This is a genomic window from Micromonospora sp. NPDC023633 (assembly GCF_040640035.1).
Taxonomy (GTDB): Bacteria; Actinomycetota; Actinomycetes; order Mycobacteriales; family Micromonosporaceae; genus Micromonospora.
Map to the genome: position 1 here is coordinate 1 of NZ_JBFABB010000167.1, position 11,951 is coordinate 11,951.

General features: G+C 76.3%; 9 protein-coding genes. 2 read left to right on the forward strand and 7 right to left on the reverse strand.

All coding sequences use genetic code 11. The features are described 5' to 3' along the window. Positions 1-966: 966 nt before the first annotated feature. From AB0G13_RS31335 to AB0G13_RS31360, 6 genes are all read right to left on the reverse strand, one after another. Positions 967-1,161, reverse strand: coding sequence for a hypothetical protein (locus tag AB0G13_RS31335; RefSeq protein ID WP_357882222.1), 195 nt, complete (start codon positions 1,159-1,161; stop codon positions 967-969). Positions 1,162-1,438: 277 nt separating this feature from the next. Beyond that, a complete protein-coding gene (locus AB0G13_RS31340) occupies positions 1,439-1,855 on the reverse strand; it encodes a hypothetical protein (RefSeq protein WP_357882225.1) in 417 nt (138 codons plus the stop codon). 146 nt (positions 1,856-2,001) lie between these two features. Next, entirely contained in the window at positions 2,002-3,228 is a 1,227-nt protein-coding gene (locus AB0G13_RS31345; protein WP_357882228.1) for a glycosyltransferase, read from the reverse strand. A gap of 131 nt (positions 3,229-3,359) precedes the next feature. Further along, positions 3,360-4,730: a glycosyltransferase family 2 protein gene (locus tag AB0G13_RS31350; protein ID WP_357882231.1), complete on the reverse strand. Its 1,371-nt coding sequence runs from the start codon at positions 4,728-4,730 to the stop codon at positions 3,360-3,362. Positions 4,731-5,065: 335 nt separating this feature from the next. Continuing rightward, the gene (locus AB0G13_RS31355) at positions 5,066-5,890 is read right to left on the reverse strand and encodes a DedA family protein (protein WP_357882234.1); all 825 of its coding nucleotides are present in this window, start codon (positions 5,888-5,890) and stop codon (positions 5,066-5,068) included. Between the two features lie 99 nt (positions 5,891-5,989). Then, positions 5,990-9,265 carry a BTAD domain-containing putative transcriptional regulator gene (locus tag AB0G13_RS31360; protein WP_357882236.1) on the reverse strand — a complete coding sequence of 1,092 codons (3,276 nt, stop codon included), beginning with the start codon at positions 9,263-9,265 and terminating at the stop codon, positions 5,990-5,992. A 169-nt stretch (positions 9,266-9,434) separates the two neighbouring features. Between AB0G13_RS31360 and AB0G13_RS31365 the strand changes: the two genes are divergently transcribed. Then, on the forward strand, positions 9,435-10,313 hold the full coding sequence (locus AB0G13_RS31365; RefSeq protein WP_357882239.1) for an alpha/beta hydrolase: 879 nt from the start codon (positions 9,435-9,437) through the stop codon (positions 10,311-10,313). 125 nt (positions 10,314-10,438) lie between these two features. After that, on the forward strand, positions 10,439-10,585 hold the full coding sequence (locus AB0G13_RS31370) for a hypothetical protein (protein ID WP_357882242.1): 147 nt from the start codon (positions 10,439-10,441) through the stop codon (positions 10,583-10,585). 6 nt (positions 10,586-10,591) lie between these two features. Here the strand turns inward: AB0G13_RS31370 and AB0G13_RS31375 are convergent. Next, the coding region (locus AB0G13_RS31375) for a serine/threonine-protein kinase (protein WP_357882245.1) at positions 10,592-11,951 on the reverse strand (1,360 nt) is incomplete at its 5' end.

An 11,951-nucleotide genomic window follows, 5' to 3' on the forward strand; every position in this document is an offset into this window, starting at 1 on the left:
CCCCGGCCCACCACCCATGGGGCGGCGCGGTCCTGCTCGGTCGTACGCAGGGTGTAACGACCCCGCCCCGGCCACGATTCCGCCCCCACGATGCCCCCGGCCACACTCCCAAACCGGACACCCAACCCGATCGGGGATCCCATGACGCCCGCCCGCCGATGCCGCACCCGACACCCATGACGCAACCGGACACCATCCGCATCCCGGCCGAGGCGCAACCGGGTGGGGATCTTGCTACGAGACGGCCCACGGCGGGACGGTTTCGTACCAGGAACCACCGGTGCCGCCGGGGGCACTCATGATCGGTTGACGCTCCGCCGGGCTCCCCGCTGCCCGCCGCCCGGGCCCACGTCAACGGATCATGAGACACCGACCCGTAGACCAACCGGCCGTGATCAGGTCATGCACCCCACAACGCCCGGGAAACGTCCACACCGCCCTGAGCAACGGACACTACGAGGGCAGGCAGAGGCGGCAGCGCTACGGGGCAGGCGGAGGCGGCGGCGCTACGGGGCAGGCGGAGGCGGCGGCGCTACGGGCGCAGGCGAGCAGGCGGGCACTGGCCCGCGATGGAGAGTGAGCCGAGGACGGCGAGCGGGCACCGACGGGGTGTGGCCCGCCGTGCCCGACGCAGGGATCAAGCCTGACCGCCCGGAGCCGGGCACGGCGGGCCACACCCCCACCACGACGGACCAACAACCGGCACGACGCCCCACCACCACAACGACCACGCAACAACCACCGACGCCAGGCAACCACCGCACACGACTGTCCAACCACCGAGGCCGCCCAACCACCGCACCGACCGCGCACCCATCGACGCCGCCCAACCACCGCACCCGACCGCCCAACCACCCCGACGCCGCGAAACCGCCCCGGCGACGCCCCGCAGCACCCGGCGACGAACCGGCCCACCCGCCTGCGCGGCCACCCGGCGACGAACGCCCCAAGGAGACGAGCCCCGCCTCAGCACGCCTCGCGCAGCAGCGGTTCCGTCTCCTCCTCGGTGACGCCGAGGGCCTCCCGGACCTGCCGGGCCAGCAGGTGGTGCTGGGCGTCCCGGGCGATGGCCTCGCCGAGGCGGGCGTGGTGCGCCGCCTCCGCGCGCCGACCGGCCGCCCGGTGCGCCGAGACGAGCCCGATGAGGGCAGACCTCGCCACGCCGGTAGCCGATCTCCCGGCTGAGCCGCAGGGCCTCGTGCAGGAGCGCGATCGCCGGCCCCGGACCTTGCAGGCCCAACGCGATCAGCCCGTGCGTGCTCAGCGACTCCGCCTCGACGCGGCGCCTGCCGATCGCGCGCGATGCTCAGGCACTCGTCGGCGAGGCGGAGCGCCTTGGCGTGGTAGCCGAGGTCGACGTAGGCGGCAGCGAGCTGGTCGAGGTCGGTGGCGACTCCGTAGAGGTTGCGCAGCTGCCGGCGGATCACCACGGCGCGGGTCAGGTGCACCACCGCCAGGGCGGGCCGGCCGAGCGCCCGGGGTCCGACGGCGAGGTTGTGCAGGGCGTTGGCGACGCCGCCTCGATCAGGTCGGTGCCGAACCCGTGCGCCCGGGCCCACCCGCCGTCGTCGACGACGTACGGGAACACGCGCGGTTCGTCCGTCCGCGTCGGCGGGCCCAGCCACAGCTGGAAGCCCGAGCGGTTCATGTACTCCCTGGTCAGGAGCTGTTCGGCCCGGTCCAGCACCCGCCGGTCGTCGGCGGTGACCGCGACCGGGGGGACCGGCGCGGGGCCGGGGGACGGCGGGGTGGCCGACGACCCGGTCAGGGGCGACGCGGCCACGAGCGCGGCGGCGACGGCCAGGGCCGCCCACCAGCCCCGCCGCAGCGGCCCGGTCGTTCTCCGTACTCGCATGGGGCGAGCACACCAGTGGCGGGTTCCGATCCCGTACCGCCGCCGTACCCGCCGGCGCCTGGCGTGGCGGGGGCCGCCCCCGGCTCACGTCCCGAGACGCCGAGCACCGCCGGCACCCGGCGGGTGATCCGCCGGTGACAGGGGGCTCAGGCCGGCAGGGTGGCGGTCAACCGCTGCGCGGCGACCTGCGCCCCGTCGGCGCGGATGACGGCGGCGAACGCGCGGGCGCGGGCCGCCACCTCGGGCCGCAGCGCGGCGCCGAGAGCCGCGGTCAGCGACTCGGCGGTCGGTACCGCGCCGGGGTGTGCGCTGCCGATCCCGAGCGCGGACACGCGTCGCGCGAAGTAGTGCTGGTCGTAGACCTGCGGTATGACAACCTGTGGCGTCCCGGCCCGCGCGGCCGTGGTCGTGGTGCCCGAGCCGCCGTGGTGGATCACCGCGGCCACCTCCTTGAACAGCGCCTGCTGGTTCACCTCGCCGACGACCAGGCAGTCGGGCGCCCGGTCGCCGAGCGTGAGTGGCGCCCAGCCCCGCGAGACGACCAGACGGCAGCCGACCGCGCGTACCGCCCGGATCGCCGTCTCCAGCAGACCGGGGGGCGTGGCGACACTGCCGAATCCGACGTAGACGCACGGCCCGCCGGCGTCCAGGAAGGTCTTCAACTCGGTGGGCAGGGGTCGCTCGTCCGGCAGGAGCCAGGCGCCCGGTTGATAGACGGCCGTGCCGGCGGCATCCGGCCAGGGCGCCAGTGTCGGGTCGGTGGCCAGCCACGGCTGGTCGGTGTGGATGTGGTCGCTGACGTCGTCGACCGGGGCCAGTCCCAACCCCGCCCGGAGCGCGTTGAGCGGCACGCCGAAGGTGTCGTTGACCTGCCGCAGGTTGGCGGCCCACAGTTCGCCGTTGTCGGCCGACGCGGGCGGCGGCGCCTGCCCGAGCAGTGGCAGCGGCAGCGGCGGGTGGTGCGGTGAGGGAAGGGCCGCCGGGCAGAGCGCCGCGAAGACGTACGGTATGCCCCGCTTCTCCGCCACGGTACGGGCGGCGATCTGCAGGCCGGTCGCCGCGACGAGGACGTCACAGTCCCGGGCCGCCGCCGACAGCACCTCGAACTGGATGCCGATGGAGGACGCGGCCATCTGACGTACCTGTGCCGGCGAGGGGCGGGGCGCGGCGGCACGCGGCCTGGGCGCCGCAGACCTGCGCCAGGGCGGGCCGACGGGCACGAAGGGAATCTTGAAGGTCGCCACCCACCGGGCGAAGTCCGGTGGGGCGCAGAGGCGGGTCTGCAGGCCGAGAGCCTTCAGCCGCGCTGCCAGCGCCACCAGGGGTTGGACGTCGCCGCGCGACCCGAGGGTCGACAGCAGTACGCGCTTCATGTTCGCCTTTCCGTCTGTTGCGGCGGATCCGGGCGCGGCGTGACGGGGCCGGGACACCTGCGTCGGGCCTGGCTGCACCGTCGATCCACCACCCCGGCGGCGGGGAGCGCCCGGCGGCGGGGCGGCGCGCGTCACGCCCTGGCGGCGACCGGGCCGGGCGCTCGGCGCGCGGCGCTGGTGACGGGCCGACGGGCCCGCAACGTCAGCACGTCGCCGAGCCCCTCGACCGCGCGCAGCTCGGCCGCGTACTCGGCGGCCTGTGCCTGGCGCAGGTAGTCCAGCGTCTGCGGGTCGGCGGCGCACATCCCAGGCGTCGAATCGGCGGTGGCCACCAGGTGGACCTCACCGGCCAGCGCCACCGAGGCGGAGATGAACTGGCAGAGTTCCGGCCACAGGAGGTATCGCCAGAAGTCGACGCTGACCACCGCGTCCAGGCTGCCCGGCGGCATTTGCGGGGCGACGCCGAGCAGGTGGAAGTTGGTCGGCCCGATGGGTGCGGCGTAGTCGAAGGTGAGCGCCGAGGCGGGCAGCCCCGACTCGGTGCCGCCGGTGCCTATCCAGAGCACCTTGGGTCCCCGCAACTGGCCGGCGAGGTGCGCGGCGGCGGGCCCGATGGCGCAGGCCGACCGCTCGACGCACTCGTCGATGAGCGCCCGGTAGTGCAGGATCCGCCGGATCGCCTCGTACCCCATGACCGCGGTGAGGAACTCCCACTCGAGGCAGGAGTACGTCTTGGCCGCCTGCTGGAAGTTGGCCTTCATCTCCATCCAGTTGCGGGTGATGTTCTTGTGGTGCGGCAGGTGGACGACCCGGGCCTCGTCGTCGTAACCGAAGTTGACACCGTCCGGCAGGCTCCGGTCCACACGGTAGAACAGCTCGACGTCCTCCACGCCGTAGCTCAGGCCGAACGCCTCGCGGTAGCCACCGACCTGCGCGAAGAGCGAGCTGGCGAGCGAGATGTTGTGCGTGTAGGCGATCACCCAGCCGGCCCGCAGCCAGGCGCCGTCGTCGTCCGGGAGTCCCGTCGCGAACCGCAGGTCGCCACCGTGTGGGAAGGCCCGCGCAATCGTGTGCGACTCCCCGGCCAGCACGGCGGGCAGGTCCGCGAGGCCGATCTCGTCCCGCCGGCCGATCAGCACCGCCGCGTTGCCGGGCGTGCTGTGCCACGCCAGGTGCCTCTCCAACAGGTCGGGCATCGCCCACGAGTCGGCGTCGAGGAAGACCAGCAGAGGCGCGGAGGCACGCCGCGCCCCTTCGTTGCGGGCGACGGAGCGGCCCTTGCGCCGGGGGAGCTCCAGCACGCGCAGGCGGAGGCCGGCGCCCTCGGCGAGAGCCTGGGCGTATCCGTCGGACGAGCCACCGTCGCGGACCACGATCACTTCGAAGCGTTCCGGCGGCAGCGTCTGCCGGGTCAGCGCCCGCAGGGTCAGCGCGAGGCACTGCGGATCCTGATACGTCGGCATCACCACGCTCAGCGCCGGGCGGATGGTGGGCAACGGCATGGCGATCCTCTCCGTCGGACGAGCGTGCCATCGGAGTTCTGGCGACAGTCGCCAGAGAATAGCGTTCCGCAAGGACTCCTTATTACATAAGTAGGGGTCGATAGGGGTGAGAGTGTCCACTCACGACAGTCGGCGCGCCAGCCGGACGCACTCGCGCCCGCCGACTGCCGGCGGGACATCGACCGCCGGCACGCCCACTGACCACCGGCGGGACGGTCGACGCGCAACCGCCCGGCCCACGCGGCGACCCGGCGGTCGGGCCCGGGAGCCCCGGGAGGCCACCCCGAGGGGGTTGCGGACCGGGCGTGGTGGCACCCGCCGTGGCTACGCCCGGCTCAGCGCGACAGGCCGTGGTCCGGGGCCTGCCCGTCGGAGTAGGCGCTGCGGTAGATCGTGCCCCGACCCGTCGGGTCCGGCGCGTAGGGCAGCGGGGCGGGCTCCACGGGCGGGACGGGGTCGACGGGCGGGGCGGGCTCGACGGCCGCCGCCGCGCCGCGCCGGGCCCGGATGACCCGGGAGACCACGAACCAGCCGGCGGCGGCCACGCAGGCGACGATGACGACCTTCTGCAGCACGCCGGCGTACCCCTCGACCAGGTGCCAGTTGTCGCCGAGCAGGTAGCCGGCCATCACGAAGGTGGTGTTCCAGATCAGGCTGCCGAGCGTCGTGTAGACCGCGAAGGTCCACACCGGCATCCGCTCCACGCCGGCCGGGATGGAGATCAGGCTGCGGAAGATCGGAATCATCCGGCCGAAGAAGACGGCCTTCACCCCGTGCCGCAGGAACCACTCCTCGGTGCGGTCCACGTCGCTGAGCTTGACCAGCGGCAGCCGCTGCGCGATCGCCCGCACCCGTTCCCGGCCGAGCGCGGCGCCGATCCAGTACAGCGCGAGGGCGCCGAGCAGCGAGCCGAGGGTGGTCCAGAAGATCGCGCTGACCACGCTCATCCGGCCCTGGCCCGCGACGAAGCCGGCCAGCGGCAGGATCACCTCGCTGGGAATCGGCGGAAAGAGGTTCTCCAGGGCCACGGCCAGACCCGCGCCGGGGCCGCCGAGCCGCTCGACCAGGCCGATGACGAAGCCGATCAGTCCGTCCTCGGGCGGCGCGGCCTCCGCGGTGGTGGAGCCGGAGGCGAGCAGGGCGTGCGCGGTACGAATCATGGCTCACACGCTACGAACCGATCCTGGGAGCCCGCCACGGGGCCGGCCCTCCCGTTCGGCGGACACCCGGGTGGGCAGACCGCAGGGGGTCGCCCGCCTCTACCGTGCGGCCCGCGCGGCGACCGCGCGGGCGGTCCGGCGGTGCGCGGCGGCCTCGTCGGGCCGCCCCAGCGCGGCGGCGAGGTCGGCGAGGTGCCCCGCCACCGGGCCGAGGGTCACCACGCCGCTGCCCGCGCCGGCCAGCTCCCCGGCGGCGGGGGCGAGCACGGCGTACGCCCGCCGCATCGTGGCGTGGTCGTCGAGGGCGAGGGCGGCACGGGCGGCAAGGCAGATCCGGGCCTCGCGCAGCAGGTCGTGCGGCGAGTCCGGAAGGGCGCGCAGCGCGGCGGCGGCCTCGCCGCGACGGCCGGCGGCGAGCAGGACCAGGGGACGCGCCCAGGGTTCGTACGGCCCGAAGTCCGCCCCGGCCCCGGCGACGCCCTCCTCCTCCTGCGGCGCGGACGGCCGCAGGCACAGCAGCGCCAGCGCGAGCAGGCCCCGCTCCATGCCGGGCATCCCGCTGCCGGTGAGCCGGGCCTGCGCCGTCCGGTAGGCGGCCTCCGCCGCGTCCGGGCTCCCGCCGATCGCCAGTCGCAGGGCGGCGTACCAGCCGGTGAAGACGCCCACCAGCGGCAGGTCGTACCGCTCGGCGAGGCGTTCGGCGGCGGCCGCGTGCGCGTCCGCGGCCCTGAGGTCGGCCAGCGCGCTGCGCGCCTGGAGAAGGACGAGATGACCGAGGACCTCGAAACTCACCAGCCCGTGCCGGTCGGCCAGCTCGACCAGCTCGGCGCCGATGCGGGCGCGCTCGGCGGCGAGGCCGGCCCGGCCGAAGGTGTGCAGGAAGCGGGCGTTGAGCGCGTGGGCGAGCAGCGCCGGGTGCGACAGCCGCCGGGCGATCGCCTCCGCCTCGCACGCGGCCCGGTGACCACGTTCGGTGATGGTGCCGCGCAGTTCGAGGGCGAGGGTGCTCAGCAGCCGGCTGCGCCGTCGCGGCTCGTCGTCGCCGAGCGCGGCCAGCGTCCGCTCGGCGGCCCGGGCGACCTGGCGGGAGAGGTGTTCGTCGTCGTTGCGGGTCCAGACGGCCGGGACGTCGAAGGCGGTGAGGACGCCCTCGGTCAGGGTGGCGTCGTCGAGCCCGGCGGCGGTGGTGACCGCCGTGGACCGCAGTCGTCGCGCCTCGTCGAGGTGGCCGGTGACGGCGAGCGCGCGGCCCAGCCCCATGACCGCGTCCAGCCGCCCGCGTACGTCGCCGTCGCCCGCCCGGTCGTGGGCGGCGAGCGCCTGCCGCCACAGGCGGGCCGCCTCGTGCGGGTGGAAGCGCCGTTCGGCCCGCTCGGCCGCCGCCCTGGCGTAGCGCGCGGCGCGGGACGCGGTGGCGCGGCTCGCCGCGAGGGCGAAGTGGTGGGCGAGGGCGGCGACGTCCTGCGGGTGCAGCCGCTCGATCGCCTCGCCGGCGGCGGCGTGCCAGCGGGCCCGGCGCGGCGCGGACAGGTCGCCGTAGAGGGTGTCGCGCACCAGGATGTGGGTGAACCGCAGTCGCCCGCCGGCGCCGTGCTCGGTGAGGAAGCCGGCCGCCAGGGCCAGGTCCAGGCCGTCGAGGACCCCGGTGGCGTCGCCGGTCAGGGCGACCAGCACGTCCGGGTCGACGTCCCGGCCGAGCACGGCCGCCTGCCGCAGCAGGGCCCGTGCCCCGTCCGGCAGCCCGGTCAGCCGATGGCGGATGACGTCGCGTACGCCCGCCGGAACCTCGTGCAGCGCCGCGCTGTCCCCGGTGGCGAGCAACCGCGCCAGTTCCCGGACGAAGAACGGGTTGCCGCCGCTGCGTTGGTGGATCAGGCGCACCACGGGCGGGTCCAGGTCCCGCCGGGCGGCGCTGCGGGCCAGGTCGCCGGTCGCGGGCTCGGCCAGACCACCCAGGTGCACCCGGACCGGTTCGAGGCGCGCGATCCGGGCCAGCGCGGCCATCAGCTCCGGGGTGATCTCGGCGGTGCGGTACGTGCCGACGATCAGCACCGGTCCGGTCACCGGCTCCGGCTCGCCTACCAGGGCGGTCAGCAGGTCCAGGGTGTCGACGTCGGCGCGGTGCAGGTCGTCGACGACGAGCAGCACCGGCCCCCGGTCGGCCACCGTCGAGACCAGCGAGGCGGCGGCGCGGCGCAGCCGGAAGCGGGCCACCACCGGGTCCGCCTCCGGGCCCGCCCCGTCGGGCTCCGGCTGCGCGGCACCCGGGGCGGACGCGGTGAGCGCGGCGGTGATCTGGGCCCACGGCCAGGCGACCGGGGCGCCCTCGTACTCGGGGCTGCGGCCCCACGCGCTCGTCCAGCCGGCGGCGGCCAGGTCCCGGGCGAGGGCGTCGGCGAGCGCCGTCTTGCCCGCGCCCGGCTCACCCGAGACGAGGGCGAACGCGGGCGTGCCCTGCCGGGCGACATGGGCGGCGGCCTGCCGCAGGGCGGTCAGCTCCTCGTCCCGGCCCACGAACGGGCGCTCGTCGGGCGGCGCCACCGCGACGGTCCGCGCGGGGGTGCTCACCTCGGCGCCCGCCACGGGCGGGATCAGCTCCGGCGCCTGGGCGAGGATGTCCGCCTCCAGTCGACGCAGCCGGGGACCCGGGTCCACGCCGAGCTCCGCGACCAGGGTGGCGCGGGCCTGCCGCAGCGCGGCCAGTGCCTCACCCTGGCGACCCGACCGGTAGAGGGCAGTGGCCAGCAGCCGCCAGGCGTCCTCCCGCAGCGGGTGGTCGGTGGTGTGGGCCCGCAGTCCGGAGGCGGCCTCGGCGGCCCGGTCGAGCGCCAGCAGCGCCTCCGCCCGCCGCTCGACGGCCAGCATCCGCAGCTCGTCGAGCCGGTCGATCTCCGCGCGGGCCCAGGGCTCCCCCGCGAACTCCGCGTACGCCGGACCGCGCCACAGGCCGAGAGCGTCGTCCAGGCGGCCCAGCGCGGGCGCGGCGCCGCCCGCCGCGAGCAGTTCGCCGGCCTCGCCGACGGCCGCCTCGAACCGCCAGGCGTCCACCGCGTCCGGGGCCGCGCGCAGCGAGTAGCCGGGCGGGGCGGTCACCAGCAGGCGGGCCGGTTGCCGGGGCGCCCGGCCCGGTTCCAGGATGCGGCGCAGGTCGGCGACGAACGTCCGGATCGCCCCCACCGCGCCGTCCGAGGGCGTCTCCCACAGGTCCCCGACGAGCCGCTCGACCGGCACGACCCGGCCCCGGGCGACGAGCAGGCGGGCCAGCACGGCCCGGTGGCGGGGGCCCTTCAGCGCGACGGGACCGGCGTCGCGCACCGCGCGCACCGGTCCCAGCACGCCGAAGGCCACCGCGTCCGCCGCCGGCTGCCTGGTCATGGCACCAATCTAGGCAGGTCCCGGCGGCCAGGCGCCCGCGGCCGGGTCTGCGCCCCGCTCATCCGTTGCTGACCGGGCGCTGATCGCCCCCGGGCAGGCTCGGTGCCGGACGACGTGGTCCCCGGACCACCACACCGGCCGCGAGGGCGGCACCACAGGAAGGCCCACCATGAACCCGACGATCAGCGGATTCGACCACCGGCGCGTCACCGTCGCCGACGGCGTGACGCTCAGCGCGGCCGTCGCCGGCGCCGGCAGCCCGATCGTGCTGCTGCACGGCTTCCCGCAGACCCACCTGATGTGGCGGCACGTCGCCGCCGACCTCGCCGCCGACCACACCGTGATCTGCCCCGACCTGCGGGGCTACGGCGACAGCGACAAGCCGGCCGACCCGGACGGAACCGCGTACTCGAAGCGGACCATGGCCGCCGACGTCGTCGCGCTCGCCCGGGCGCTGGGCCACGAGCGGTTCGCGCTCGCCGGGCACGACCGCGGCGCCCTGGTCGCCGTCCGCGCCGGCCTTGACCATCCCCGGGCGGTCACCCACCTCGCCGCGCTGGACGTGCTGCCCACCCTCGACATGTGGGACGTCATGGGTGGCACCACCGCCGCCGTCGGCTTCCACCTCTACCTGATGGCCCAGCCTTCGGGCCTGCCCGAGCGGCTGATCGGGGCGAGCCCGGACGCCTTCTTCGGCCACTTCCTCGACGCCTGGACCCGCAACCCGGACGCCATCCCCGCCGAGGTCCGGGCGGCGTACCTGCGGGCGTCGCGGGAGGCGGTCGCCTCCATCGTCGCCGACTACCGGGCCTCCGCCGGGATCGACGTCGAGCACGACCGCGCCGACCGGGCCGCCGGCGCCACGCTGCGGATGCCGGTGAGCGTGCTGCAACAGGACTGGGGCGCCGCCCTCGGCTACGACGCGGCCGGGCTGTGGCGGGCCTGGGCGCCGGACCTGGAGCACCGGACCGTCACCTGCGGTCATTTCATGGCCGAGGAGGCGCCGACCGAGGTCGTCAGGACCCTGCGCGCCCTCCTGGCCAGGTAGCGCCGAGCGGGAGGCCACCGGCCGGTCCCCCGCCGGGGTCCCGGTCCGACCAGGTCGTCGGGCCCGTCAGGGCCGCCCGCCGCATCCGCCGGGGCGGTCAGTTCCCGCAATCTCACTATTCTGGCGTGCGTGACGACGCGCACCACGAACGCCCCGCGCGGCCCCGATCCGGTCGCGGCCCCCCGCCGACCGACGGCGGCACGGTGACCGGCGGGCTGGCGCAGCTGTGGCGCTACCCGGTGAAGTCGAGGTCCGTGGTCGAGGTCGGCTGAGCCGCCTCAGTCCTCGTCCTCGTCGTCGTCGCGCGACGTCGTGTCGACCCGGTCGAGCAGGGCGTCGAGGCGGGCCGCCGTGTCGGGCGGGAGCTGCCCCTCCTCGGCCGCCTCGGCGACGCGCTCCCGCAGCTGTTCGACCCGCTTGGCCCGGTCCTTCGGCTTGCCCCGACTCAGCTCGGCGAGCTTGTCCCGCAGCCCCTCGACCGTCTTGCGGTCGATCTCGCCGCGGGCCTGCGCCCAGGCGAGCACCGCGGCGAACTCGGCGGCGATCTGCCGCAGGCCGACCGGGTCGGGCCGCGTGGTCACCGGCGGCGGGGCCGAGGTGGTGGCCGGCGGCGGCTCGGCCGAGGTCGGGTCCCCGGCCGGCGTGCCGGTGGCGGGGGCCGCCACCGGTGGCGCGCCTGCACCGTCGCCGAGGACGAGCGCCCCGACGAGCCCGACGAGCAGCGCGACGCCGACGGCGAGCAGCGCGGTGAGGGACCTGTCCCGGGGCGCCCCAGGCCCACCGGTCGGGGCGGGACGGCCGGTGCGGCCGGCCACGGGGTGCCGCCCGCCCACCGGGGCGGGGTACGGCACCCCGGCGCGGCCGGTGCCGGCGGGCCCCGGGTCCGACGACGGCGGCGAGCGGTCGATCAGGGTCGGCGGGTGCGCCGGCGGGGCCGCCGCGCCGGCGGACAGGGTCGGCAGGATGGCCGTGGACGGGTCGGCCGGGGCCCCCGCGCCGAAGCGGGCGGAGAGCTGGGCCGCGCTCGGCCGGCGCGCCGGGTCGGTGGCGAGGCAGGCCAGGGTCAGCTCGGCGATGTCTGCCGGCAGCCCGGGGACCCGCGGGGGCGGCACCGGCGGGTGCGCGGCGTGCACCTCCAGCGCGTCCTCCCAGGTCTGCACGGGCAGTGGGGCCCGGCCGGTGAGGGTGCGGTAGAGCAGCGCCCCGAGCGCGTAGACGTCGCTGGCCGGGTTCGGCGGTCCGGGCCGCATCCGCTCCGGGGCGAAGTAGGCGGGGGTGCCCATCAGCAGCTCGCCGGTCTGCCCGGCGCGCGGGTGGTGTGGTCCGGCGAGCGCGGCGATGCCGAAGTCGAGCACCTTGGCGCCGGTCTCGGTGAGCATGACGTTGCCGGGCTTGACGTCGCGGTGCACCACGCCGATGCGGTGGGCGGCGGCGAGCGCGGCGGCGACCTGACCGGCCACCCGCACCGCCTCCGGCCACGGCAGCGGGCCGGCGGCGAGCCGGTCGGCGAGGTTGCGCCCCTCCACCAGCTCCATCACCAGGTACGGCACGACCACGCCGCCGTCCAGGCTCGCCTCGCCGTAGTCGTACACCTGGGTGACGTGCGGGTGGGTGAGCCGCGCGGCGGCGCGGGCCTCG